General features: G+C 59.5%; 22 protein-coding genes. 14 read left to right on the forward strand and 8 right to left on the reverse strand.

All coding sequences use genetic code 11. The features are described 5' to 3' along the window. Window positions 1-40: 40 nt before the first annotated feature. Window positions 41-1,798 carry a hypothetical protein gene (locus tag AC05K6_RS00475; protein ID WP_476727455.1) on the reverse strand — a complete coding sequence of 586 codons (1,758 nt, stop codon included), beginning with the start codon at window positions 1,796-1,798 and terminating at the stop codon, window positions 41-43. 159 nt (window positions 1,799-1,957) lie between these two features. Beyond that, the gene (locus tag AC05K6_RS00480; protein ID WP_476727456.1) at window positions 1,958-2,662 is read right to left on the reverse strand and encodes a DUF4232 domain-containing protein; all 705 of its coding nucleotides are present in this window, start codon (window positions 2,660-2,662) and stop codon (window positions 1,958-1,960) included. A 222-nt stretch (window positions 2,663-2,884) separates the two neighbouring features. On the opposite strand from AC05K6_RS00480, the gene AC05K6_RS00485 reads away from it, so the two are divergent. After that, the gene (locus AC05K6_RS00485; RefSeq protein WP_293789650.1) at window positions 2,885-4,054 is read left to right on the forward strand and encodes an acyl-CoA dehydrogenase family protein; all 1,170 of its coding nucleotides are present in this window, start codon (window positions 2,885-2,887) and stop codon (window positions 4,052-4,054) included. Here AC05K6_RS00485 and AC05K6_RS00490 read toward each other — a convergent pair. Further along, entirely contained in the window at window positions 4,051-4,620 is a 570-nt protein-coding gene (locus AC05K6_RS00490) for a DUF402 domain-containing protein (protein WP_476727457.1), read from the reverse strand. The genes AC05K6_RS00485 and AC05K6_RS00490 overlap by 4 nt on opposite strands. 93 nt (window positions 4,621-4,713) lie before the next feature. Then, complete coding sequence (locus AC05K6_RS00495) at window positions 4,714-5,400, reverse strand: Rv1157c family protein (RefSeq protein WP_476727458.1); 687 nt, start codon at window positions 5,398-5,400, stop codon at window positions 4,714-4,716. A 314-nt stretch (window positions 5,401-5,714) separates the two neighbouring features. Between AC05K6_RS00495 and typA the strand changes: the two genes are divergently transcribed. From typA to AC05K6_RS00530, 7 genes are all read left to right on the forward strand, one after another. After that, on the forward strand, window positions 5,715-7,631 hold the full coding sequence (gene typA, locus AC05K6_RS00500; RefSeq protein ID WP_293789656.1) for a translational GTPase TypA: 1,917 nt from the start codon (window positions 5,715-5,717) through the stop codon (window positions 7,629-7,631). A gap of 107 nt (window positions 7,632-7,738) precedes the next feature. Continuing rightward, entirely contained in the window at window positions 7,739-9,484 is a 1,746-nt protein-coding gene (locus AC05K6_RS00505) for an ABC transporter family substrate-binding protein (RefSeq protein WP_476727459.1), read from the forward strand. Window positions 9,485-9,487: 3 nt separating this feature from the next. Further along, on the forward strand, window positions 9,488-10,498 hold the full coding sequence (gene mshB, locus AC05K6_RS00510) for an N-acetyl-1-D-myo-inositol-2-amino-2-deoxy-alpha-D-glucopyranoside deacetylase (RefSeq protein ID WP_473964168.1): 1,011 nt from the start codon (window positions 9,488-9,490) through the stop codon (window positions 10,496-10,498). 11 nt (window positions 10,499-10,509) lie between these two features. Then, on the forward strand, window positions 10,510-10,980 hold the full coding sequence (locus tag AC05K6_RS00515) for a hypothetical protein (RefSeq protein WP_043015055.1): 471 nt from the start codon (window positions 10,510-10,512) through the stop codon (window positions 10,978-10,980). A gap of 70 nt (window positions 10,981-11,050) precedes the next feature. Continuing rightward, window positions 11,051-11,368, forward strand: a complete 318-nt coding sequence (gene fdxA / locus AC05K6_RS00520; protein WP_043015056.1) for a ferredoxin — start codon at window positions 11,051-11,053, stop codon at window positions 11,366-11,368. A gap of 74 nt (window positions 11,369-11,442) precedes the next feature. Continuing rightward, window positions 11,443-12,564: a succinyldiaminopimelate transaminase gene (gene dapC, locus AC05K6_RS00525; RefSeq protein WP_476727460.1), complete on the forward strand. Its 1,122-nt coding sequence runs from the start codon at window positions 11,443-11,445 to the stop codon at window positions 12,562-12,564. 93 nt (window positions 12,565-12,657) lie between these two features. Further along, the gene (locus AC05K6_RS00530) at window positions 12,658-13,533 is read left to right on the forward strand and encodes a pseudouridine synthase (RefSeq protein ID WP_476727461.1); all 876 of its coding nucleotides are present in this window, start codon (window positions 12,658-12,660) and stop codon (window positions 13,531-13,533) included. Here the strand turns inward: AC05K6_RS00530 and dapD are convergent. Together dapD and AC05K6_RS00540 are read right to left on the reverse strand one after the other, a co-directional pair. Then, window positions 13,530-14,546: a 2,3,4,5-tetrahydropyridine-2,6-dicarboxylate N-succinyltransferase gene (dapD, locus tag AC05K6_RS00535; protein ID WP_476727462.1), complete on the reverse strand. Its 1,017-nt coding sequence runs from the start codon at window positions 14,544-14,546 to the stop codon at window positions 13,530-13,532. The genes AC05K6_RS00530 and dapD overlap by 4 nt on opposite strands. A gap of 15 nt (window positions 14,547-14,561) precedes the next feature. Continuing rightward, window positions 14,562-15,980, reverse strand: a complete 1,419-nt coding sequence (locus tag AC05K6_RS00540; RefSeq protein WP_473964172.1) for an amino acid permease — start codon at window positions 15,978-15,980, stop codon at window positions 14,562-14,564. A gap of 168 nt (window positions 15,981-16,148) precedes the next feature. Here AC05K6_RS00540 and dapE point away from each other — a divergent pair, with 168 nt between their 5' ends. The 5 genes from dapE to AC05K6_RS00565 all read left to right on the forward strand — a co-directional run bounded on the left by dapE (window position 16,149) and on the right by AC05K6_RS00565 (window position 21,202). After that, entirely contained in the window at window positions 16,149-17,276 is a 1,128-nt protein-coding gene (gene dapE / locus AC05K6_RS00545) for a succinyl-diaminopimelate desuccinylase (RefSeq protein WP_293789677.1), read from the forward strand. A gap of 180 nt (window positions 17,277-17,456) precedes the next feature. Continuing rightward, window positions 17,457-18,311 carry an LOG family protein gene (locus AC05K6_RS00550; protein ID WP_293789679.1) on the forward strand — a complete coding sequence of 285 codons (855 nt, stop codon included), beginning with the start codon at window positions 17,457-17,459 and terminating at the stop codon, window positions 18,309-18,311. Window positions 18,312-18,377: 66 nt separating this feature from the next. After that, on the forward strand, window positions 18,378-18,725 hold the full coding sequence (locus AC05K6_RS00555; RefSeq protein ID WP_293789681.1) for a DivIVA domain-containing protein: 348 nt from the start codon (window positions 18,378-18,380) through the stop codon (window positions 18,723-18,725). Window positions 18,726-18,767: 42 nt separating this feature from the next. Further along, window positions 18,768-20,207: a leucyl aminopeptidase family protein gene (locus AC05K6_RS00560; RefSeq protein ID WP_476727463.1), complete on the forward strand. Its 1,440-nt coding sequence runs from the start codon at window positions 18,768-18,770 to the stop codon at window positions 20,205-20,207. Between the two features lie 119 nt (window positions 20,208-20,326). Beyond that, window positions 20,327-21,202, forward strand: coding sequence for a methyltransferase domain-containing protein (locus tag AC05K6_RS00565; RefSeq protein WP_293789686.1), 876 nt, complete (start codon window positions 20,327-20,329; stop codon window positions 21,200-21,202). Here AC05K6_RS00565 and AC05K6_RS00570 read toward each other — a convergent pair. Both AC05K6_RS00570 and glgA read right to left on the reverse strand, forming a co-directional pair. Beyond that, a complete protein-coding gene (locus tag AC05K6_RS00570; protein WP_476727464.1) occupies window positions 21,199-22,755 on the reverse strand; it encodes a GH32 C-terminal domain-containing protein in 1,557 nt (518 codons plus the stop codon). The two genes, AC05K6_RS00565 and AC05K6_RS00570, sit on opposite strands and share 4 nt — an antisense overlap. 27 nt (window positions 22,756-22,782) lie before the next feature. After that, window positions 22,783-23,967, reverse strand: coding sequence for a glycogen synthase (gene glgA / locus AC05K6_RS00575; RefSeq protein WP_473964178.1), 1,185 nt, complete (start codon window positions 23,965-23,967; stop codon window positions 22,783-22,785). A 144-nt stretch (window positions 23,968-24,111) separates the two neighbouring features. Here glgA and glgC point away from each other — a divergent pair, with 144 nt between their 5' ends. Then, window positions 24,112-25,329: a glucose-1-phosphate adenylyltransferase gene (glgC, locus tag AC05K6_RS00580; RefSeq protein ID WP_293789692.1), complete on the forward strand. Its 1,218-nt coding sequence runs from the start codon at window positions 24,112-24,114 to the stop codon at window positions 25,327-25,329. The last annotated feature ends 2 nt before the right edge of the window (window positions 25,330-25,331 follow it).

Genomic DNA, 25,331 nt, shown 5'->3' on the forward strand with positions numbered 1-25,331 from the left:
AAAACGGCTCCAGTTGCTTTCAACGGGATAGGACGGAGCTCTATTCCGCGCTGCGCTTTTCCGCCAGCGGGCCGATGCCTCCAGCACCAATACATACGAAGTCGTCTTCTCCGCCCCGACTGTGGCGATCCGCCACCTCTGCACGTACAAGCAGGATTCCGCCACCGCCCGAAACTCGTACCCAGCGGGGCTTGAGTTGTGTGTCCACCTGGGCTTGGGTGGCACGCTGTTCGGTTTGTTCGGCATCCTCCAGACCGTTGGGGGTGGTGATCGTCAATGTCATGTCGGTAGTTGCCGTCGCATTGAGCTGCCAGGTCCAGTCACCGAAAGGCAGGGATTTATCCAGCAAGATAGCGCGGGATTGCCCTGCGCGGATACGTACTCCACACTCGGGTTCTTTCCCAGGATCGCTTGTTGCCGACGCCACCACTTCCGCAGCTACCAGTTTTCCGGATTCGTCGATTATCTGTGGTTCGTGGTCTAACTGGGTGACAGCCGGCTGGCCAGTCAGGGTGGAAACTCGGTCATATGGATTCACTACAGGGGTGAGAATATCCAGTGGCACTGGTTGTTCCATGAGCTGCGGTGGCTCACCCGCCCCATCCAGCTTGGTGGCAGCGCGCAGGTTGGCTAGGTAATCCGCGGTCCGATCATTGTCCCAAGCGCGAACCCAGGTGAAGGTCGAAACAAGACTGATGCTGAAAGCAACGAGGATCACGCCTACCCCTACCCAGAGGCGTTGTCTCGTCCCCGTGTTGGTGGAGCGGCCGGTGGGGACGTGGGGGCGTCCAAAAGAAAGTGCACAACAACCGATTGCCAGTACGGCGAAGGTAAACCAGTCAGCGAAGTAGTGCATAGAGCACAACAGCAGGCCAGAGGTTCCGGTGCTGTTGCGTGCTCGGCTGAGCAGGGCATAGATGATGGCGAGGTATGCCAGGATCGTCAGCAGCCCCAAGCAGCGACGGCGAGTATCGCGACGTAGCCACAATGCGACGCTGAGGGCGATGAGTACCGCGCTGGTGATGCCCCACCACGGCGGAGCCGTGGCAAACGCGCTAGACGGGGACCAACGATCCCAAGACAATGGTCCTCCGAGCATTCCGGGCAGCACGGTGGTGAGGAGGCTATTGGGAAGCGCCGACCAGAGCGTCTGACGCGCCGGGGTTTCAGCAGGTAGTGGGGAAAGGGTTAGGAAGAGCAGCGACCAAGCGATGAAAAGTGCACCCGGGGCTGCGAAGAAGCGAAGCAGGTCGCGCCGGGGTAGGCCAGCTAGCAACGCTAGGGCGATCGCTGCAGGAACGATGGTGAGCGCTTTTTCCGTAAAGAGCAGTGCTAAAAGCAGTACGACGGTGGCAGCGAAGCTATAGGCGAAACTCCGATGGGCGGCAAACAAGCACAGGAGGAATCCAGCCATGCCGATCTGCCAGGCCAGGGCGTTGATGCCGGCGGACCACCATCCGGCGGCGTCCATGAGAAAAGGGCTGAAAAGTAGGGCGGCGTAGAGTCCTACGGTCGTGATGCTGCGACCGGTAAGACGGATACAGAACACAGCCCACAGTGCCGCAGCAAGGGCGCTAAAGAGCAACAAAAGCGAGGCCGGGAGCAGCCAGTTCAGTGGCGCTAGGTGATGGGCTAGTACTTGAATAAGTGCCGACGCGGGCATGAGGTGACCGTCGTAGTTAGTGAAGTAATCACCGAAGGATCCGCCGTCGAACGTGGCTGGGATGAGGAAGTCGTCCCAATAGAACGTGCGCTGGCTGAGTTGGAGAGCACGGACGACAAGCGAAACAACGGCCAACGCGCCTAACAGTGCAGTGAACTTGCGGTCGCGTGGCCGAGAGGACCGGGACGTGAAGGAGCGGGACGGGGGAGGGGTGGAAGGTGTGGTGTGCACAGTGTGTGGAGTGAGATGTGGGTGTGAGATATCGGTGAGTAATGAAGCCGTTTGCTAATGCAGCTAGTTTTGATCGCCCGCTTGGTTGTCTAGGCTGACGGGCTGCACGGAGAGGTACTCTACGTCGCCGGAGCAGCCTTCCAGCCCCTTCATGGGCACATATGCTGCCTTGGTTTGCTCCGGAGGATACACGCGGAGGCCATCTGCCTTTTGTGCCTTGCAGTCCTTAGGGTCAAGGGCGCCGGTCTGTGTGATTTTTACGCCAGCAATGGCGGATGTACCGGGATCGAGCTTTACAGTCTCGCTAGGAGCGCCCTTTTCACGTTGGGCGGGCTTACCTAGCTGGGTGCCATTGTGGTTGGTGACCATTGACACACCGGGGAAGCCACGCATCGAACAGGGTTCAGTGGAGGTGTTTTTAAACACCACATTCACGAGGGTAGAACCAGCTGCACCTTGTGAGTCTGCAGTAGTGATTTCCAGATCGTTGGTGGCGCACATGCCACCCTTGCCGACGGAGCCGTCGTCGGTCTTGCTGGCGGTGCTGCCAGTGCTGTTGGCTTTCTGATCCGCAAGGGTTTGAGCGGAGTTGTCGTTTGCGCTCTGGCTTTGAGTAGATGCGGCCTCGGAGGGGGTGGTGTCCTCGTCCTCGCAGGCTCCCAAAGTCAGTGCAGTACCGGCAAGTAGCAAGGCGGCAGCACCGGTGGTAAAAGCAGCCCGCGGGCTGCGAGTATGGAACGTGACCGGGCGACGGCGTAGGCTCTTCATATTTATCACTGTAAAGGGCTGGTGCGTATGTGGCCAATGAGGCTGCCCATTTTGTTATCGAAAGGTGAGGGGACGGTGATGTTGCAGCATTCAAAGGCCGATGCGCCGGCGTTAAAATCCATATGGAATTATCGCTTTCAAATCACCGACGCGCCGGAGCGCATTACACTCGGTGGGAAAGAACGTTCTCAACTTCACTGCTAGAGAGGCGAAGAATTAACCATGGGCTTCAACCCTGATTTCGAACCATTCCGTCTACCGGACGAGTACATTGCTCTGCGCGAGGCAATCCGTGATCTCGCTGAGCAGCAGATTGCACCGTATGCCAAGGACGTAGACGAAGAGGAACGCTTCCCACAGGAAGCGCTGGATGCCCTGAACGCCGCTGGTTTCAACGCCATCCACGTACCGGAGGAGTACGGCGGCCAGGGTGGCGACTCCCTCGCAGCCGTTATCGTCATCGAAGAAGTAGCACGCGTTTGTGCGTCCTCCTCCCTGATCCCGGCCGTGAACAAGCTGGGAACCATGGGGCTGATCCTCCAGGGCTCTGAAGAGCTGAAGAAGGAGGTTTTGCCGGATATCGCTAACGGTGCAATGGCTTCTTACGCTCTTACGGAGCGCGAGGCTGGTTCTGACGCCGCAGCGATGAAGACCCGCGCTGTCCGCGAAGGTGACGAGTGGGTAATCAACGGCTCCAAGTGCTTTATCACCAATGGTGGTAAGTCCACGTGGTACACCGTCATGGCTGTAACTGATCCGGAGGCTGGTGCACGCGGCATTTCTGCATTCATGGTGCACAAGGATGACCCGGGCTTCAGTGTTTCCGGTTACGAGCACAAGCTGGGCATTAAGGGGTCTCCAACGGCAGAACTACTGTTTGAGAACTGCCGCGTTCCAGCTTCCCGCATGATCGGCGAGGAAGGTACCGGTTTCAAGACCGCCCTGCAGACCCTGGACCACACCCGCCCGACCATCGGCGCGCAGGCTCTGGGTATCGCACAGGGTGCGTTCGACCAGGCAGTGGCTTATGTGAAGGAGCGTAAGCAGTTCGGCAAGGCAATCGCCGACTTCCAGAACACCCAGTTCATGCTGGCAGACATGAAGATGAAGATTGACGCTGCCCGTCTGATGATTTACACCGCCGCTTCCAATGCCGAGCGCGGTGTAGCCGAGGACGGCGCCAAGCTGGGTCTCATGGCTGCAGGCTCCAAGGCTTTTGCCTCTGACGTTGCCATGCAAGTCACTGTCGACGCCGTTCAGCTGCTCGGTGGCTACGGCTTCACTCGCGACTTCCCGCTGGAGCGCATGATGCGCGATGCGAAGATCACCCAGATCTACGAAGGCACCAACCAGATCTGCCGCATGGTGATGGGCCGCCAGATCTTGGGTTAGGAACGCCGGCTCTCGTTCCAGTTCACACCCTGGGTCGCAAGCCAATCGGCCACGCAGCCGTGTTTGTGTAGCCCATCAAGCAGGCGCTGGGTGGAATCTAATGCCCGGCGTGCCTCTTCGGCGGAGATATAACCCGCCAGGAGCGCTTCACCTAACTCGTCCAGGTCCAAGACCTGGACTTTTTCGTGCGTAGATGCCCCGGGGGTGTGCGTCACCACATCGACGTAAAGGTCGCGGGTGTGCCAGGTTGCTGGGGCGGTGGCGTCATTAATGTCAATAAAGGCGATGTCGATGTAGAGGTCCTGCGTCGGCTCGATGCCGTCGAAGAAATGAAACTTGTTGAGGCGAATATCGAGATGGGGGACAAGCCACGACTCGAGGTAGTGGAATCGTGGGTGGCCGGGGGTGGGGCGGCGCATGTAGAGCACCGGGTGGGGTGTTGTCGTGGAAGATTGCGCGGTAGATAGCTCGTAGGCATCGACGGAACGTTCGTATCCCTTTGGGTCGATGTTGATCCTCCGGGCGATGTCGAAGGTCTCTTGCTTAACTTTGTGTAGATCAGCCATGGCTTTGAAAAGGGCGTTATGGGGATATTAAAAAAGCCGCGCGGAGGGCGCGGCCATAAGGGGTGGGAACCCAGATTGTCTAGCTCGAAGCTCTTAGACGTGCAGCAGCGCTGCGGTCGGCAGGAAGCTGCAGTTGGAGTTGCCGGACTCCTTCTCGTGGGTGGTCACGCCACCTTCCAGCAGGGCGATGACGGTGCCGCGACCGGTCTTGGCAACACCGTTGACGGTGGCTGGTCCCTTCGGGTTGATACCGGTGTAGCGCAGTGGGGTGCGGCCCATCTTGCCAGTGTTGATGTTGATCCAGTGGACGTTCATAGCAGCAGTCTGCTTCTTTGCCACGGTCCCGGTGCCCATAGCGGTGAAGACGAAGTTGACTTCACCGGCGCCGATGCCCGGGAGTGGAAGCTTAGCGGGGCCGGGGACGCCCATGGCGGTGCCGACGGCCTTGTTCTTACCGCCGATGCACTTGCCCGAAACGGTCGGCCAGCCGAACTGGGTAAACGCAGGAGCGTTCTTAGGAACGTCAACGCCCGGCTTGCCGTCACCGCGGAAGAAGCCGACCAGCTTCTTGAGGGAAGCCTTCACATTCGGTGGCAGCTGTGGGTTGTTGGCGAAAGCCTCGATTTGATTCAGGACGTGGGGCGCGGGGCGGCCCAGGTGATCGATGGAGCCCTGTACCTGGGCGCCAGCGGTTGCGGGAGCCACCACGGTCGGGACTGCCAGTGCGCAGGCAGTGGTCAGTGCAGCAGCGGCACGGGTCAAGCGTCGAGAGAAAGCCACGGTGAACCTTTCGGGGTCTAAATCTGTTGTGTCTAGTGCGGTTTAGACAGGGATACCAACAACAATAGTCACACGAGTAACATTTGTCACGTGAGTAACATGGGTAACTAATGGTGGGGGCCAGTAGAAACCTTTTGTAAACAATAACACCGCCCAAGGGGCATTTCTCGCGGTTTTGGGAAAAACTTCTTTGCGTCCTATGCGTTATTCTAGGAAGCCAAAGGAGTAGGCTGTGAAGGGTTACCCTGGCCCCTGTCTCAGGAGCGCCTACTTCGTACATCAAACCTGACCCCAAAAAAGGAAAGTTCGGATCTGTGTCTTTGACTGAATTCCGTAATGTCGCCATCGTCGCGCACGTCGACCACGGCAAAACCACACTCGTGGACGCAATGCTGCACCAGTCCGGTGCCTTCTCTTCGCACGGCGAAGTAGAAGAGCGCGTGATGGACTCTGGCGACCTGGAAAAGGAAAAGGGCATTACGATCCTGGCGAAGAACACCGCCATTCACCGCAAGGGCCTGGGTAAAGACGGCAGCGACCTGATCATTAACGTGATCGACACCCCCGGCCACGCCGATTTCGGCGGTGAAGTCGAGCGCGCCCTGTCCATGGTCGACGGTGTGGTTTTGCTTGTTGACGCCTCTGAGGGTCCGCTTCCGCAGACCCGTTTCGTGCTGGGCAAGGCTCTGGCCGCAAAAATGCCGGTGATTATCTGTGTGAACAAGACCGACCGCCCGGATGCTCGTATTGATGAGGTCGTTGAGGAATCCCAGGATCTGCTCCTGGAACTGGCGTCTACTCTGGAGGACGAGGAAGCGGCAGAAGCTGCGGAACAGCTATTGGACCTGCCGGTTCTATACACCTCCGGTCGCGAGGGCAAGGCCTCTACCGAAAACCCTGGCAACGGCAACGTTCCGGACTCCGAGGATCTGCAGCCGCTATTCGACGTTCTCTACGATGTTTTGCCAGAGCCGTCCGCTGACGTTGACGGCCCACTGCAGGCACACGTTACTAACCTGGACTCCTCTTCCTTCCTCGGACGCATTGGCCTGGTTCGTATTCACTCCGGCCGCTTGCGCAAGGGGCAGCAGGTTGCCTGGATCCACTACGACGAGGATGGCAATGAGCACGTCAAGACTGCCAAGGTTGCAGAGCTGCTGCGCACGGAGGGCGTGACGCGCGTACCGGCTGAAGAGATGATCGCCGGCGACATTGCCGCTATCTCCGGTATCGAGGACATCATGATCGGCGATACGCTCGCCGACCCGGAGAACCCAGTCGCCCTGCCGCGCATTACCGTTGACGAGCCCGCGATCTCCATGACGATCGGTGTGAACACTTCCCCGATGGCAGGCCGTGGCGGTGGCGACAAGCTAACCGCCCGTATGGTCAAGGCTCGCCTGGATCAGGAGCTGATCGGTAACGTTTCCCTGCGCGTCCTGCCCACGGAGCGTCCGGATGCCTGGGAGGTACAGGGACGTGGCGAGATGGCCTTGTCCGTGCTCGTGGAGACCATGCGTCGCGAAGGTTTCGAGCTGACCGTCGGTAAGCCGCAGGTGGTTACCCGCACCATCGACGGCACCGTTCACGAGCCTTTCGAGAATCTGGTCATCGACGTTCCCGAAGAGCACCTGGGTGCTGTCACCCAGCTGTTGGCCGCCCGTAAGGGTCGCATGGAGTCGATGGACAACACCGGCACCGGCTGGGTTCGCATGAAGTTCGTTGTTCCAGCCCGCGGCCTGATTGGTTTCCGTACCGTATTCATGACCGAAACTCGCGGCACCGGTATCGCCAACAGCTACTCCGCTGGTTACGAGCCATGGGCAGGCGAAATCAAGGGACGCGCCTCCGGCTCCTTGGTTGCCGACCGCTCCGGCCAGATCACCGCCTACGCGCTGATCCAGCTGGCCGACCGCGGTACCTTCTTCGTCGAACCGGGCGCGGAAGCCTACGAGGGCATGGTCGTCGGCGCGAATAACCGCGACGAGGACATGGACATCAACATCACCAAGGAAAAGAAGCTGACGAACATGCGTTCGGCGACAGCTGACGCAACGGTGACCTTGGCAAAGGCTCGTACTCTGACTCTGGAAGAGGCCATGGAGTTCTGTGGTTTCGACGAGTGCGTCGAGGTCACCCCGGAGGTCGTTCGCGTGCGTAAGGTAATCCTCAACGCGACCGAGCGCGCCCGCGCCCGTTCCCGCGAAAAGCAGCGCAACAACAACTCCTAATCAGGCTCTTGTACCCGCTCTTTTCCTCTTTCTTTTCGTCCTCCTCCTCGTCTTTTACATCGAGGGGGAGTCGTCGTGCTGCGTCGCGTCGACGAGGTATGTGGGGTGTGACGCCCACTGTTGCAACCGCGCTAACTTCCGCGACCCTCACACTGTCGCTGGTAGCCTGCCAAGCTAATCCCGGCGAGGCACCGACGGTTGATGATCCGTCGTCGTCGACCAAGACTCAGCAGCCCCAGCCGGTGGATGAAAGCCTGCGCGAGATTGCGGTTGGAGTGGACCGCTTCACTAGCAACCTCAACCCGCATCTGGTTGGGAACCGGAACCCGGTGGTTGCCGCAGTGGCGGATCTAACCCTGCCTAGCGTGTACACCTTTGGATCGCTGGGGGAGAATCTCAACAATGATTTGATTCGCGAGATTACTCCGAACGATGAATCGCACCCCACAGAGGTCACCTACACCCTCCAGCCAGAGGCACAGTGGTCAGATGGCACGCCAATCACGGTTTCTGACTTCCAATACCTCCACGAGGCGATCATGAATGAACCTCTTGCAGAGGCGAAGGGCTTATACCAGCACGTCACTTCCATCGAGCCGGGGAAAAAAGAAAAGAGCTTCAAGGTCACTTTCGATCAACCTTTGACCGCCTGGAAGCGACTCTTTACCCATCTTCTCCCGAGCCATATCTACCGCGCGGAGGGGCGCAGTTTCGCCACAATGATGGACGGAGGCTCCGTCGCGTCGGCGGGGCAGTACTCCGTGAAATCCGTGGATGAAGGACGCGGCCTGCTGGAGCTGCAACGGAATGACCGCTACTGGGGCGCGAAGGCGGCGAAGACTGACATCATTCGTTTCACTGCGGTTCCGGACGAATCAACGGGTGTGCAGATGATGCGCACCCAGCAGTTGCAGTTGTACATGGCGCACAAGTCGGCGACGACTGAACTTGCCTTGGACCAGCTTCCCTTCACTCGAGTTCGTAATACGTCCCGTGGAGTACAGCTAAACCTGCAGCTCAATCAAACCAGTCCGATCTTTTCCGACCGAGAAACCCGACGTCGAGTGTTGGGGGCTATAAAGCCAGAGAAGATCGCTCAGATCATTTCAGGCGATCCGAAGATTGAAGCTCCCCCGTGGAATGTCGCCCCAAAGACTTCAGATAAACAACCGCCGAACATGGTTTCTGATAAGCGTCCCAACGGCATCGTTATCGGTGCGGTTACCGACGACCAGGTGGCGGTGGATGCCGCCCGTTCGGTGGTGGATCAACTGCTGCATTTGGGGATCCCCGCCACCGTGCGCACTGCAAAGGCAGCAGAAACACTGGGATCCGAGGTGGAGAACGGAATAGTCGATGGTGTGGTGACATGGCAGCGCAGCCCCCAGGCCGTATCCGACTATCTGGTGCAATACGGTTGTATTAAGCCACTAGACCAGGATGATTCCAGCACACCGCCCAGCGACACCGGCGCGTCAGACCCAGCTGAACGTGAAGAGGGTGGCAGCGAGGGGGCGTCGTCTCCACACAGAGCCACAGGCGGCAACCTGAGTGGTACCTGCGATCGTGACCTGCAAGAACGCCTTGTAAAGCTGAGCGAGGGGCGAGGTGAACTGTCGCTGGAGCGCACTCAACTGGACGATCGGATTGCCGAGATGTCGACTGTGCTCCCGATTATGTCTGACCGCTATACGGTAGTGGCTTCCGATCGGCTCGAAGGACCGACAGCAGGGCTAGAGGATTGGCCTTTAGACGACAGCAGCTCACTGCTAATCTCGGCCCCGCAATGGACCTTAAAGCCCATCGAGGAAGTCAATCGCAACGCCGCCGAAAATGCCCTTGAGGAGAATTAGCTCGTGACTCGTACTCCCGCATCCACGCAGAAAATCACCGTGATGGCGGTACACGCACACCCCGACGACGAAACTCTGTGGACGGGGCTGGCGCTGGCGAAGGCACGGCGGCTTGGACATGATGTGGCCGTCGTGACCTGTACCCTCGGCGAAGAAGGCGAGGTGATTGGGGAGAAGTACCAAGCCCTCGTCGACGCCCAGCAGAATGAAAACGGAACGGGAATGCTCGGAGGCTACCGCATCGCTGAGCTGCAGCGTGCCTTGACCGCGTTGGGGATTGAGCATGGCCCGAACCTTCTGGGTGGATGCGGAGCATGGCGAGATTCCGGAATGGAAGGCAGCGAGTCGATCCGCCGCCCGCGGGCGTTCGCACGTGTGCCGGAGGGCGCAAGCTCACCTTCCGATGCTGCCTTCGAAGCCCAGGTGGAACAGCTGATCGAGCAGATTCAGCACATTCGCCCCGACGTGATTTTGACCTACGCCGCCGATGGCGGATACGGCCACCCCGACCACAAGCGAGCACACCAGATTGTGCACGCAGCGGTACAACGGATGAGCCAAAACTCGAGCGACTGTGTTCCGAACCAGGTTCTCTGGTGTGTCACAGAAGAAGAGAAGTTCGCGGAGGGAATGCAGGGCCTAGAGGGTGACCCGGCGATGGTACCGGAGGGATGGCGTCTCCCCACAGCGGGGGAGATCGCCTCCGTTCCCTCTTCAAAGGTCGATCTGGTGGTACACGGCACTCCAGCAGACGTCGCCAGCAAGCAGGCCGCCATGCGCGCACACGCCACCCAGATTTGGGTAGCCGATGGCTCGTCCTCAGATGTTAACGACCAGACGCGGACCTCGAACCCACCGGCCGCTACAGCCACCACGCTGTTCTGCCTGTCCAACCTTATTGCGCAGCCACTGCTCAATAGCGAGAGCTATCGCGTGGGCTGGACGCGCCCCGGCACGCCAACGGATTTCTTCGCACAAGCACTAGGCGAAGAGGTCACTGCGGATGGACAGTAGGATAGATCGACGTGAACGCTAAGAAAAGCACGACCTCAAGCCTGAAAGACGAGCCGAACTGGGGCCACCCCACTAAAGCCCAAGCACGTCAGGATACAACGCGTGCCGAGCGTATCTCCGGAATAGTATGGCTCTCCATTGGCGCCCTGTTTGGGCTGTTCATCAGCGTTCTCTACATCGGTTCGCGCATTACGGTGGGGGACATGCTGGTGCCGTTGCCGTGGACGATCTTGTTTGCGTTGTTCTTCAACCGTGCGGTGACGAAGACCGCCCTTTTGTGGACGGATAACAAACTGATCGCCGGGATTCCCGCGCTTGTCTGGCTAGCCGGTTACCTGCTGGCGGTCATGTGGCCGGAGCTGCCTTTCGGCGAGGCGACGTTAATGCCACAGACCGTGTGGTCTATGCTGCTGCTTGTAGTCGGTATGGCAGCGGCTGCATGGCCGCTTCGCCCTCAGTTTTCTCTGGAACCGCTGAAGTGACAGAATAGAAGCCTAAAAGAGCTCTTGTGAGAGTATGACGAACTTTCCAGAAAGGGTAGGTAATTAGACGATGACCTACACGATCGCGCAGCCCTGTGTAGACGTGATGGATCGCGCTTGCGTAGAAGAGTGCCCCGTTGACTGCATCTACGAGGGCAAGCGTTCCCTGTACATTCACCCCGACGAGTGCGTCGACTGTGGCGCCTGCGAGCCGGTGTGCCCGGTTGAAGCCATCTTCTACGAAGACGATGTGCCAGACGAGTGGGAAGAGTACAACGATGCGAACGCCGCGTTCTTCGACGATCTGGGTTCCCCAGGCGGTGCCGCCAAGCTGGGGCCGCAGGACTTCGACGCGGAGCTGATCGCCGCTCTGCCGCCGCAGGCCTAGGCTTTTTCTTTGTGACGCCCACATTTCCACCGGGTAGCGCCGGGCGTAAGAGACATGCGGTATAGAGTACAAGCATGACCTTCAAGCGCACCCCAGTAGCCGACCGACTGCCCGACTTCCCCTGGGACTCACTTGCTGAGGCTAAGGCCAAGGCTTCGAGCCATCCCGATGGAATCGTGGATTTGTCGGTCGGCACTCCTGTCGATCCGGTTTCTCCGGCCATCCAGTTGGCGCTGACCGAATCCGCGGCGGAACCTGGTTATCCGCAAACAAAGGGCACACCCGCCCTGCGCGCTGCCATCGTGGGGGCGATGGAGCGCCGCTTCCACGTTGCTGGCTTGGACGCCGACACCAATGTGCTACCCGTCATCGGCACCAAGGAGGCCATCGCCTGGATGCCGACCCTTCTGGGCATTGGCGCAGGTCACACGGTAGTGATCCCAGAGTTGGCTTACCCGACCTACGAGGTATCCGCCCGCCTGGCTGGGGCGGAGGTGCTGCGCAGTGACTCTCTGTTGAAGCTGGGGCCGCAGACTCCAGCGTTGATCTATCTGAACTCTCCGGCCAATCCGCACGGTCAGGTGCTGGGCGCGGATCACCTGCGCAAGTTTGTAGAATTCGCCCGCCAGCGCGGCACCATCATCGTTTCCGATGAGTGCTACTTGGGGCTGGGGTGGGGCGAGGAGCGACCTTTGTCGATTCTGGATCCGGAGGTCTGTGGCGGTGACTTTACCAATCTCATCGCCGTGCATTCGCTGTCCAAGACCTCTAACTTGGCTTCCTATCGGGCGGGTTGGTTGGCTGGCGATGGCGAGCTTATCCAGGAGTTGCTGGGAATCCGCCGCCACGCAGGATTGATGAACCCCGGACCGATCCAGTCCGCCATGGTTGCTGCTTTGGAAGAGGATGGCCACGAGCTGCTGCAAAAGGAGCTTTACAAAAACCGCCGGGAGCTTCTGCGCGCAGCCCTGATCGAGGCCGGGTACGACATTGAGCACTCGGACGGTGGCCTGTACCTGTGGGCAACCCAGGGACGCGATGGCCGGGAGACTGTCGCGGAGCTAGCGGACAAGGGCATTTTGGTGGCGCCCGGCGATTTCTACGGCCCGAAGGGCAAGAACTTCGTCCGTGTAGGCCTGACCGCCACCGATGAAAGGATTGAGGCCGCCGCTCGTCGCTTAACCAGCGACGCGTAAACGCCAAGCTAGTTTGTAAGGGGGCTGTCTGCCATTCCCGCCCTGCAACGCTGGCGCCCGCCGCCACGCCATGGCGTACCCGCAGTAAAGAAGATGCTGCGAGGCCATGTGCCCGACGATGGACGCACATACTTCGTCGCCGCAGCCGGAGATTCGCCTTTTGAGCCGGGCACCCTCTTGGCCCCGGGGCTGAGGCTCCCCGTTGCGACGCCCGCATGGGTGTATCCCGACTTCCCAGAAGAGCCTGCCGAGCTTTTGGCTGCGGAGATACCAATTTTGTATTCCGGGCCGGATGCTGTGGTGGTAGACAAACCCCCTGGGCTGCCGTCTACGCCTAATGGTCGCCTGTTGCGCGCTACCGTGCAGTCTCTTTTGCGCGTGCGTATGGACGAGCCCGAGTTGGTGGCTGCTCACCGCTTGGATCGTGATACGCGTGGCCTGCTGGTGCTGTCCCGGAACCCGGCCACTCGCGGGTTCTTGCAGTCCCAGTTCCAGCGCCGGGAGGTATCAAAGACTTATCAGGCGTTGGCCGCGGATACTCCCTACGTCGATGCCCGGTGGCGTGAGCTGCGTCTGCCGATGCTCAAAATCAAAGACGATCCGCAGGTTCGCGTTGTGGACGCTGCCGGAGCACGGGCCACAGTGACTCGCATTCGGAAGTTGGCTACCCGCGCAGCAGGTGTGGCCGTCTATGAGCTGCAGCCGCTCACCGGCCATACTCATCAGCTGCGGGTGGTGATGAATCACCTCGGCGTGCCAATTCATGGTGATGACACTTACCCGCATTATTGTCCCGGGGCGGGTTCGTTGCACTTGCGCGCGGTCGCCATAGAACTGGCGCTGGTGGCGTCGACATACAACGGTACGAACGGCACGGCCAACTCGGGGCATTGCGAAACAAAAAGCAGGCAGCGCATCGAAATTGAGCGCTGCCTGCAGGATCCTTGGTCGCAGTGGGAGAGTTGCTAGTTGGCGTGGAGTGCCTCGTTGAGTTCCACGGTCGAGGCGTTAGCAACGGCCTCCACCGCACCGGAAACGGAATTGCGGCGGAAGAGGATACCGCTGGCGCCGGAAAGTTCGGCTGCCTTTACGGTTTCGCCTTCCTGCTTGCCCAGCTGGGACGCAACCTCGCCGGTCAGAGTGACCTTGGTGCCAAAGGTGACATAAAGCCCAGCCTCAACGGTGACGTCGTCTCCCAGTGAGATACCCACGCCGGAGTTAGCGCCCAGCAGGCAACGCTGACCGATGGAGATAACCTGCTTGCCACCACCGGAAAGGGTGCCCATGATAGAGGCTCCACCGCCGATATCGGAACCGTCACCGACTACTACGCCACCGGAGATACGGCCCTCGACCATGGAGGAGCCCAGAGTGCCGGCGTTGAAGTTGACGAAGCCTTCGTGCATGACGGTCGTTCCCTCCGCCAGGTGAGCGCCTAGGCGTACCCGGTCGGCATCGCCGATACGCACACCGGTGGGAACCACGTAGTCGACCATGCGCGGGAACTTATCCACGCTGTAGACCGTCACCGGGCCACGCTCAGCCTGCAGGCGGGCGCGAACGGACTCGAAACCGGGGACAGCGCAGGGGCCGTGGTTAGTCCACACAACATTGCTGAGCAGTCCAAACAGGCCATCTAGGTTGCAGCCATGCGGCTGGATCTTGCGGCCGGAGATGAGGTGTAGGCGCAGGTACGCGTCGTGCGCATCAACGGCTGGGGCGTCCAGATCGGTAATGGTGGTGGTCACCGCTATACGGCGGGTTCCGCGGATCTCGTCCGTGCCGGCCAACTGGGCTAGGGGACGGAAAACCTCGGGGGCGGAGCTGGTGGCGTCATCAAGATCGAGCAATTGCGTGCCAGCGGTGGCCGCAGCTTCGGCCTCAGCGTTTGCATTGCCCAGGTCGAACTCGAAGAACCAGGTGTCTAGCACATCGCCAGAATCGGTCAGAGTGGCAAATCCATATCCATAAGCAGCAGTCATGGTTGTCGATCCTACCTAAGCCTGTGCACCGCTGTTTGGGGTGTGTGGTGCTGTTCGTACTTGAGTCTTCTGCAGCACAAAACCAATCACGCTGAGCACTGCGAAGGCGATGGTGACGGTGAGAACCTGCAGGCGAGCACTGTCATCGAAGAGCATCAGGATGGTCAAAGCAATGAGCGCGACGAACGTCAACCAGGGAAGAACAGGGTATCCCCACATCCGTACGCTCAGGCTGCCGTCGCGCTCGAACACCGGACGCAACTTGATCTGAGCCAGCACAATAACCATCCAAATGACTAGCAGCGTTCCGCCGACGGCATTAAACAGGATGTTAATGAGATCCTTGGGGCCCCAGACCTGCAGCGCGACGGAAACGAAGGCGAAAAAGAGCGAGCACCAGACGGCGCGGTAAGGCACCTTCTGGTCATTCGTCTTGCCGAACCAACGCGGGACATTGCGCTGCTGGGAGAAGCTGTACATCAGGCGACTGGTGGCGTAGATCTGCGCATTGAAGGCGGACAGCAGAGCCAAGACGATGACGCCCTCCATGATCTCCACAATGCCGGGGATCTGTGCCAGAGCCAGGATGCGGGTGAACGGCGACTCTTCGGCGGACTCCGCCTCGCCGAGGGTGTCGAAGGGCAACAGAGCTGAGATGAGAAATACACTGCCCAGGTAGAAGATGGAGATACGCCAGATGACTGCCCGCACGGCGGCGGCGATGGAGTTTGCTGGATCCTTGGACTCGGCAGCGGCGATAGTGACGATCTCGATGCCTCCGAAGGCGAAAGCCACTGCCAGTAGGCCGACTGCCATACCCGAGATGCCGTTGGGGGCGAAGTCTGAGAAGTTGCTCAACCCGGGGGATTCGTAGTCGGGGAAAAAGCCCAGCAGCAGGCCGGTTCCGATGATAAGGAAGAGGATGATCACGGCGACCTTGATAAACGCGAACCAGTACTCAAACTCGCCGAAGCCTCGCACACCAGCCAGGTTCACGATCGTAAAGAGGACCACACATATGAGTCCGGGGATCCAGCCCTCTACACCAAACCAGGAGCCCATGATTGCGCCGGCACCGGTAATCTCGGCGCCCATCACCATGATGAGCATGAACCAGTACAACCAGCCGAGTGCGAAGCCATTCCAGCGGCCAAATGCCATCTGACCATAAGTAGCGAATGTACCGGAGGCCGGGCGGGCGGCGGCGAGTTCGCCAAGCATCTGCATGACAGCGATGACCACAACGCCGGCGACGATGTAGGACAGCAGCACGGACGGACCCGCCGCCTGAATGCCCACACCGGTGCCGAGGAACAGGCCTGCACCGATGGCGGAGCCAAGACCCATCATCGTGAGGTGGCGGGTTTCTAGGCTGTGGCCAAGCTGGTTTGAAGCGCCTTGATCGGCACCTGAATCGGATTCTCGAGACTTCATACCGAAATTAGAACACACCGGTCTGTAGCACAGGCCAGCATGGGCATATTTAACCCCGTTCACCTCCAATTAGCCCATGGGGAAGTACAGGTGATTGCGCTGGTTTTGCCCTGGGGTCAACAAGCAGCCGGCACGGGTTTTTCGAGGGGTAGTCTAGGATCGCAACCAATGAATACTGCAGAAACTTCCATAGACCTGTCCGCCGGCGCGGTGGCTCTCACACGCCAACTCGTCGATATCTACAGCGAGTCGCACCATGAACGGGAGATCGCCGACGCGGTCGAACCCGCACTCCGTGCCATCGAAAACGTGGAGGTTACGCGCCGAGGTAATACCCTCGTCGCGCGTACCCACCGCGACCTGCCGTTCCGCGTGGTACTCGCAGGTCACCTGGACACGGTTCCCCCGGCGGATAACTTGCCTTCGCGGCTTGGACCAGACCCGGAAACGGGCGAGGAAACCATCTTTGGCCTTGGCTCTGTAGATATGAAGTCCGGTGCAGCTTGTTATGCTCATGCCTTTGCGACTCTGGCGAACTCCGCAGAACTCGCCTGTGACCTGACCCTGGTGTTGTACGAAGGTGAAGAAGTGGCCACCAAATACAACGGTCTCAACCATCTTGTACAGTCCGACCCCGATCTACTGGCGGGCGATCTAGCCCTGCTCGGCGAGCCCTCCGGCGGAATCATCGAGGCAGGCTGTCAGGGAACCTTGCGTGTGAAGGTCACCGCCTTGGGAGCCCGCGCACACTCCGCACGCAGCTGGCTTGGCCATAACGCGCTGCATGAGTTGGCGCGGGTGCTCGTGCGTGTGGCGGACTACGAACCGCAGGATGTGGAGATCGATGGCCTGGTCTATAAAGAAGGGCTCAACGCTGTCATCGCCGAGTCCGGCGTGGCCACCAACACCATTCCCGACGAGGCCTGGGCTTTTATCAACTTCCGTTATGCCCCGCACCGCAGTGTTGACGAGGCGTTGGAGCATCTATACGAGGTGCTCCAGGTAGGCACGCCCGATGCACCGGTCGAGGATTTTTCTGTGGAATTGGATGACGCCGCAGCCGCGGCTGCTCCGGGCCTCCATCAACCTTTCGCGGCGAAATTGGTGGAGGCAACCGGAGGACGTGTGCGCCCAAAGTACGGATGGACCGACGTGGCCAGGTTCACGGAGTTGGGGATTCCAGCCGTGAATTTCGGGCCCGGCGACCCGGGGTTGTGCCACACGAAGGATGAGCGCTGCCCAGTGGCTCAGATCGAGGACGTGAGCCGGGAACTTATACAGTTCCTTTCCAACTAAATCCGTCGCGCCCACTCCCTTCTGGTTAGGGCACTGGGGGGGGAGACTGAGCTGGGTGGATGCGGGGTGGCGTCATTTAGAACGAGCGCGAGGGGGCACCAAGCAGTAGCGTGAAAAGCGCACAGAGAAAAAGAACAAAAAGACCGACAACTCAACAACACACCGAAAGCAATCCCACGCATGAACTCGAGCGACAATAACGGCGATTTCCGGCTTCGCGGCCCCGTCCTGCTGCGCGGAAAGCGGCACAACGAGAAGCAGAAATCAACGACGGACCAACGACTGCTGGCGCAACAGACCAATATCGATTGGCTGCATACGGATCCGTGGCGAGTGATGCGAATCCAATCCGAGTTCGTTGATGGTTTCGGTGCGCTGGCAAAGATCCCCAAGGCGATCACGGTGTTCGGGTCGGCACGCGTAAAGCCTGGCCACGCGTACTACGAAAAGGGTCGCGAACTCGGGCGACTGATCCATGAGGCCGGCTATGCGACGATCACTGGTGGAGGCCCCGGCCTGATGGAGGCCCCCAACCGCGGAGCACAGGAGTCCGGCGGATTGTCCATTGGACTTGGCATTGAGCTTCCCATGGAGCAGAGCCTGAACCGGTGGGTGGATCTGGGGCTGAACTTCCGCTACTTCTTCGTACGCAAGACCATGTTCCTTAAGTATTCACAGGCATTTGTGTGTCTACCGGGCGGTTACGGCACCTTGGATGAGCTCTTTGAAGCACTGGTCATGGTGCAGACCGAAAAGATCCGGAAGTTCCCGATTATTCTGATCGGCAAGGAATTCTGGGGTGGGCTCGTCGAATGGATCACCACCCGTCTGGTGGACGAGGGCATGATCTCGCCGGAGGACGTGGATCTGTTCCACGTCACTGACGATCCTGCCGAGGCCGTGCAGATTTGCGTCGATGCTCACGCCGACGCTGTAGAGAAGCTGAAGCGCCGCCAGGAGGAGCTGGCTGCGGAGCAGGATCGTATCTCCGAGCAGCTGGATCGTTTCGATTGTGAAGGAAAGCGCGGTAAGTAGCGAGGTATTCGAATAAAAGCCTCACTAAGCGCCAGCAGAAAGTGAAGAGACGGTACATTTGAAGACATGTTTTGGTTGTTGTCTCTCGTCGGAGCATTCCTTGTAGGCGCGCTCTTGGTCTATTTGCTCGGCACGGTCTTTGGCCGTGGAGAGGCATTGCCTCCCGTGGCTGCAGGAGAAGCAAAGAAGCAACACTGGCGGGATCTCGAGAGCAAGCCCTTGACCGCCGAGGGCATTCGCGACACCGGCTTTTCGCTGGAAATTCGTGGCTACAATCAAGCTGAAGTCGACTTCTATATCGATCGCCTCGCCGGGCGTATCGAAGAGCTTGAGCAGCAGGTTGGTGCGCAGCATACAGATCAAGACGAAGCCACCGTCGATAACCCCGCAGAACCCCGCGAACAGGAGCGTTAAACAATGGCACCGATTCCGAATATCCCCCAAAGAGTGACCAATGTGACGATCGGCCCGCGCGCAGAGGGATCCGAAATTATCGAAGCGCAGGTGAAGGTGGCCGCCGGTTCCTCCGCGCCGGGTGAGGTCGAGCTTGATTCCACCGGCCAGTGGGTTGTAAGGGTGCCTGCCGACCCGACCCGTCCTTTCGACCTCAGCGATGGACGTGAGTTCCTGGAGGACGGATGGCGCGGAGCAGGCGCAAAGCTGGTGCGCCGTATTGGCAAGGTCGTAGATGGCCACCCTGTGCGGGCGAAGAAGCACATTGTGCAGGTACACCTTCCAGAGGAGTTCACTCCCGACAACGTCCGTTCCTTGGTGATCGGCCTAATTGTTGGCAACCACAGCTTTGTTACCACCAATAAGCGTAAGCCCGCCCGAGTGCGCGACGTACACCTAGTACTGCCGCAGGATTTTGAATCTTCCGGATTCGACACTGCGGATTATGTAGCTGCTGTGAAGGAAGGCAAGGCCCTGGGCAAGGCAACCTGCTTGTCGCGAGATCTGGCCAATGCCCCGGCCAACGTGAAGTCCCCGGAATGGCTCGCAACCCAGGCCAAGAAGGCGGTATCGGACATTGAAGGCGTCAAGGTTCGCCTGCGCGATGCCGCATGGCTGAAGGATAAGGGCTTTGGCGGAGTACTGGCCGTCGGCAAGGGATCCTCCCGTCCGCCGATGTTGATCGAGTTGGTGTGGGATCCGGAGAAGGTCGACTTGCGCCGTCGTCGCCGCACCGTCGTGCTGGTTGGTAAGGGCGTGACCTTCGATACCGGTGGAATTAGCGTAAAGCCCGCTGCGGGAATGGATACCATGCGCACCGATATGACGGGCGGAGCCAGTGTCATTGCCGCGTTCCGCGCCCTGGCGGAGCAAAAGGTACCGCGAAAGATCGTGGCGCTGATTCCGACGGCGGAAAACATGATCGATGGAAATTCCTACCGCCCGGGCGATGTGGTGGAACACTATGGTGGCCTGACCTCCGAGGTGACGAACACCGACGCAGAGGGTCGCATGATTTTGGCCGATGCGATCAGTTATGGCGCGAAGAAATACAAGCCGGTAGCCGTGGTGACCGTCGCAACGCTGACGGGTGCAGCAAAGGTGGCCTTGGGGCTGCGCACCGGTGCGGTATTCGCCGACAACTGGGGTGCAGGCGTCAAACTTGCTCGTCGTGGTGCGACAGTAGGGGAGCACTGGTGGCCAATGCCGATGCAGGATTACTTGGAGGAGAACGTGAACTCCAAGATCGCAGATGTGCGTCAAACTCCCAAGGGGCCGGGTGCGACCACCGCGGCTATGTTCCTGCGTCGCTTTACCCGGGGTGTGCCGCTGATTCACCTGGACATTGCTGGACCCGGTCGCGCAGAATCTGCCTACGATGAGGTCACACCTGTAGGTACCGGTTTCGGCGCGCGCACTCTGGTGCAGTGGCTGATCCACTAACCCTTTGTTGAAATCGCTGCCCGATATATGTTTCGAGCTGTAGACGGTCTACCATAGGGTGGTCGTTTATTAGCTCCCCACAGCGTGCTTTGTAAGAGAAATCAGGAAGGAATCTGTTCGTGCTTGCAGATGTCATTGACCTCCTCGCCGATCCCGTAGACGGTTCCCGCTTGAGCGCTGGCGACGAAGAGTGGCGCACTCTAGTCTCTGAGTCCGGCCACAGCTACGACGTTGCAAGGCAGGGGTATGTGACCCTCGCGGGCGGCTCCGGACTGCGCTACTCCGGTGACGATGCGTCGATGATCGACGCCCGCGAAACCTTCCTGTCTGGCGGCCACTTCGCACCTTTCGTCGAGGCTGTGACCGCAAATGTTGAAAACGTTCTGGACGATGGCAATGTTGCCGCTGAGCACGCACCTTCCATCGTGGAGATCGGTGCCGGTACCGGCTACTACCTCGCCCACACGCTGGACACGGTCGAGCGTTCCCGCGGGGTGGGAATCGACGTTTCGACTGCTGCGGCTAAGCGGCTGGCCTCGTCGCATTCACGGGTAGGCGCCGTCGTCGCTGACGCCTGGTCGCGCCTGCCAATTCTTTCGGAAAGTGTTGACGCCATCATGGTTGTCTTCGCACCGCGTAATGCGGCAGAGTTCGCCCGTATCCTTACGCCGGAGGGACAGGTTGTAGTCCTCACCGCGGAGGTCGGCCACCTAGGTGAACTGCGTGAGCCGCTGGGCATTTTGGACGTTGAGGAGGGCAAGGTTGAGCGGATGATCAGCCAGGCTTCCGGTCACTTGGTTCCGGTAGGGGAGTCCGAGCATATCGAGTTCCCGATGGTTCTCGATCAGGCTTCCATCGCAGCACAGATCGGCATGAGCCCCTCGGCGCGTCACATCCACCCGGACGTTTTGAAGGAACGCATCGAAGCTCTGCCAGAGACCATGGAAGTTACCGCCCGTGCAGCGATTACACGCTTGGCAAAAGCCACCCGCTAGTCTTCTTCGTCGAAGATTCCTTCGGACACATCGCGATCTGCGATGAGAGCTTCTGCCATGTAGTGTTCCTGTTCTTCCGGGGTGGTCAGTCCTGCCTGCATGCGCATCAAATGGCGCCCCGCCGTTTGCATGGAGGAAATAACCTTCGCCCCGCCAGTGGCGCGTACGTCAATATCGGAAATCTGCGAGTGTGCCGGGATGGCGCTGGTCAAGGTGACAGCACCGCCGTCAGCGAATACTTCGCATACGGGGCCATCGAGAAATACCGTCAATGTATCCGAGTCCGCATCCTTTAGCGGAGCGGTGCGGGTGTCCACACCCAAGCGGGTAACGGAGACAGCGTCTTTGGTATAGCTGATAGTGGCAATCACCTGGCCGGAGTCATCAGTGACGTCGACGTCCACGCGACCTTCCTCGGCATCAAGCTGGGCCGACCAGATGAATGCGTAGTCCGAGAAAGTACGTACCGCCGTGGGCGCACCGACAACATCTTGGAAGAGCTCGCCGTTCACCAGCGTGAGATAACGCGGCGCGGAGAGACAATTTGCCCATTGTCCATCCAAGGACGGGTGAGCGCCGACCAGGCCAAACATCACCGGGGTGGTGTGGTCGATGACGCGCGGGCGGGTGAAGTCGTGTCCAAAGTCGATGACGGTATAGGGACTGATAACGCTAAACGAGGTGCCACTGAGGTTGCCAACCACGTAACCGGCAACCTCATCGGACTCTCCGGCACCGCCGGGGAAGGTGACGAAGAGGATATCGCGACGGGCGGAAGAGTCGGCGTCCACCATAGAAACAATGCGCGGGGCGAACGGGCGGCCGGGGCGCAAACCTGCCTCGCTCGGCAACTCGATTGGCCCCAGGACGCGCCAGTGCTGGCGGTCTGCGGAACGTAGAACAACAATCTGCGCGTCCTTGTCACCGGTCAACGAAAGAGCGACCATGAGCCAGCCTTCGTCGGGGAAAGCGGGATCCTCATGACGAATCACGCTGGGGGTCACCAGATTTTCTACAGGGAACGCCGAATCGTCGATGTCGATTGGGCCCAGGCGACGCACATGGGGATCCGGCAGGCTGGGATCGTCCGACACCTCAGTGGCCTCGAGCAGGTTCGGGATCTGCGCACGTTCAATGGTGAACGTACGTGGGCCGCGCTGGCCATGGGGAATCTCCGCGGCCAGAGCTTGCTCCACAGTGGCCTCGGAGGTGGCATGGGTGACGACGAAAAACAATTCGGCACCATGGTCGATAGGCACGGCGGCTCCGGCGAGCATATCGATTTCGGTGCCGTGGGAAGCAGCTTCCGCGCTGGCACTCTGTTCGCTTAGTCCCTGGTTCGGGACGATGACATCGTCACAGATGTCCCAGTCATAAGTTGCCTCAGAGGCTACCTGATGCGCCCAACGAGAGCCTTCGGAAGACCGCGGGCGGAACTGGTGGAACACATGCAGGGCGTTACCTGAGAACACGGCGCCTGCGGGTGCTTCCAGCACCCCCGTTTCTGCGGTGACGTGCAGTTCCGGGCGGTGCTTATGGGAGGAAGAATGCATGCCACCATTCATACCAGCGGATTGAATTTAAAGCAGGGACCTGTATACGTCGACGGTTTGCTCGGCGATTGTCGCCCAACTGAAGGTCGTCACGGCGCGCTGGCGCCCAGCCTCACCGAAGCTGCGTACCTTATCTCGATCTGCGACGAGAGCGTTTGTAGCATCGGCCAGGCCACGCTCAAAAGTCTCCGTATCGTTCTCGTCATAGTGGACTAGGGTTCCCGTCTCGCCGTCGACGACAACCTCCGGAATACCGCCAACGTCGGAGGCCACAACGGCGGTTCCACATGCCATGGCCTCTAGGTTCACAATGCCCAGTGGCTCGTAGATGGAAGGGCACAAAAACGCATCGGAGGCCGAGAGGATCTCCTGCAGATTCGGCTTTTCCATCATTTCCTTCACCCAGTACACGCCGTCGCGCTCAGCCTGCAGCTTTTCAACCAGTGCAGTGACCTCGGCTTCGATTTCCGGGGTATCAGGCGCGCCCGCGCACAGCACAACCTGGATCTCCGGATCGAGGTGCGCTACGGCCTTCAGCAGGTGAGGGACGCCCTTTTGACGCGTAATGCGTCCGACAAAGGAGACGATGGGGCGGTTGGGGTCGACGCCTAGTTCCGTGAGTACGGAACGGTTGCCAGCCTCCACTGCCGCTTCGAAGGTCGGGCGAGGCTGCCAAAGCTCGGAATCAATTCCATTCAGCACCACGTGGATGCGGTCTGGGTCGATAGCTGGGTAGGCGTCGAGGATGGATTCCTTCATCTTGGCAGACACGGCGATGACCGCATCTGCGTTTTCCATCGCATTCTTTTCCGACCAAGAGGAAACATCGTAACCGCCACCAAGTTGTTCGCGTTTCCACGGGCGATGTGGCTCCAGTGAGTGAGCCGTTGCCACGTGGGGAATACCGTGCAGAAGTCCACCAACGTGGCCGCCCAGTCCCGTGTACCAGGTGTGGGAGTGGACGACCTCGGCGTCGCCCAAAGAATCAGCCATACGCAAACCGGTGGAAAGAGTCTTGAGCGAACCATTGGCCTCAGCGAGCTCTGGGTCAACTCCGTGAACGTAGACATCCTGCTCTGTGCGTGGCCCACCCATGCAGTGCACATCGACGTGTTCGAGCTTCCGCATGTAACGAACCAACTCGGTGACGTGCACGCCGGCACCACCGTAAATCTCTGGGGGATATTCCTTTGTCAGCATGGCGATACGCATGCTTCCAGACTAACCGGGCTAGGCGCTGTGTGTCCTGGTAAGAACGTCGACGATCATCCGGTTTAACGCATTAGGGGGCACCGTTCCATATCAGATTGCCTGCTTGACAAGCAAAACTATTCCGAGGTCGCTAGGTTGGAAAGTGTGAAGAGCAGATCAAATGTCCTGTCCATTGTCCTTGCCGGTGGCGAGGGAAAGCGCTTGTATCCTTTCACCGCCGATCGCGCTAAGCCTGCCGTACCGTTCGGCGGCAACTATCGCCTGATCGACTTCGTGCTGTCTAACCTGGTCAACGCCGGTTACTACAAAATCTGTGTGCTGACCCAGTACAAGTCCCACTCCCTCGACCGCCACATCTCCCAGTCCTGGCAACTGTCCGGCCTGACAGGCCAGTACATCACTCCTGTTCCGGCTCAACAGCGCCTGGGTAAGCGTTGGTTCACCGGTTCTGCAGATGCCATTCTGCAGTCCCTAAACCTGGTGTACGACGAGCAGCCGGATTACATCATCGTTTTCGGTGCGGATCACGTCTACCGCATGGATCCGGAGCAGATGGTGCAGGAACACATCGCCAGTGGCGCCGGTGTGACGGTCGCTGGCCTACGTGTGCCACGCCACGAAGCTACCGCGTTCGGTGTGATCCAGGCGAGCGATGACAACAAGATCGAGCAGTTCCTCGAAAAGCCTGCCGAACCGCCGAGCGTTCCGGATGACCCAGAGGTTGCCTTTGCCTCCATGGGTAATTACGTGTTCACCGCACAGACCTTGATCGACGCGCTGAAGGAAGACTCCGAAGACGAGAACTCCAACCACGATATGGGCGGTGACATTATCCCGCGCCTGGTGGACCGTGGCGAGGCCTATGTATACGACTTCTCCAACAACTACGTTCCAGGAGAGACCGAGCGTGACAAGGGTTACTGGCGTGATGTCGGAACCGTTGATGCGTTCTACGAGGCGCACATGGATCTCATCAGCGTGCACCCGGTGTTTAACCTGTACAACCAGCAGTGGCCCATCCACACGGCTGAGACGGGCAACCTGCCGCCGGCGAAATTCGTCAAGGGCGGTATTGCTCAGTCTTCGATGGTCTCCGCGGGCTGCATCATCTCCGCGGGCACGGTGCGAAACTCCGTGCTGAGTGAGAACGTCGTCGTGGAGGAAGGTGCCTCTGTGGAAGGCTGCGTGATCATGCCAGGTGTGCGCATCGGTCGCGGTGCAGTGGTGCGTCACGCCATCCTGGACAAGAACGTTCAGGTTTCGGCTGGGGAGATTATCGGCGTGGATCGCGCCCGCGATCAGGATCGCTTTACGATCTCCAAGGGGGGCGTGGTCTGCATTGGCAAGAACGTAGTCGTCTAACA

Source organism: Corynebacterium sp. TUM25020, from assembly GCF_056388495.1.

Bases quoted from the DNA above. Each gene is read 5' to 3' on its own strand.
- AC05K6_RS00480 (WP_476727456.1), bottom strand. From the start codon at position 2,662: ATGAAGAGCCTACGCCGTCGCCCGGTCACGTTCCATACTCGCAGCCCG.
- AC05K6_RS00485 (WP_293789650.1), top strand. From the start codon at position 2,885: ATGGGCTTCAACCCTGATTTCGAACCATTCCGTCTACCGGACGAGTAC.
- AC05K6_RS00490 (WP_476727457.1), bottom strand. From the start codon at position 4,620: ATGGCTGATCTACACAAAGTTAAGCAAGAGACCTTCGACATCGCCCGG.
- fdxA (WP_043015056.1), top strand. From the start codon at position 11,051: ATGACCTACACGATCGCGCAGCCCTGTGTAGACGTGATGGATCGCGCT.
- dapC (WP_476727460.1), top strand. From the start codon at position 11,443: ATGACCTTCAAGCGCACCCCAGTAGCCGACCGACTGCCCGACTTCCCC.
- AC05K6_RS00530 (WP_476727461.1), top strand. From the start codon at position 12,658: ATGCTGCGAGGCCATGTGCCCGACGATGGACGCACATACTTCGTCGCC.
- dapD (WP_476727462.1), bottom strand. From the start codon at position 14,546: ATGACTGCTGCTTATGGATATGGATTTGCCACTCTGACCGATTCTGGC.
- AC05K6_RS00540 (WP_473964172.1), bottom strand. From the start codon at position 15,980: ATGAAGTCTCGAGAATCCGATTCAGGTGCCGATCAAGGCGCTTCAAAC.
- dapE (WP_293789677.1), top strand. From the start codon at position 16,149: ATGAATACTGCAGAAACTTCCATAGACCTGTCCGCCGGCGCGGTGGCT.
- AC05K6_RS00550 (WP_293789679.1), top strand. From the start codon at position 17,457: ATGAACTCGAGCGACAATAACGGCGATTTCCGGCTTCGCGGCCCCGTC.
- AC05K6_RS00555 (WP_293789681.1), top strand. From the start codon at position 18,378: ATGTTTTGGTTGTTGTCTCTCGTCGGAGCATTCCTTGTAGGCGCGCTC.
- AC05K6_RS00570 (WP_476727464.1), bottom strand. From the start codon at position 22,755: ATGCATTCTTCCTCCCATAAGCACCGCCCGGAACTGCACGTCACCGCA.
- glgA (WP_473964178.1), bottom strand. From the start codon at position 23,967: ATGCGTATCGCCATGCTGACAAAGGAATATCCCCCAGAGATTTACGGT.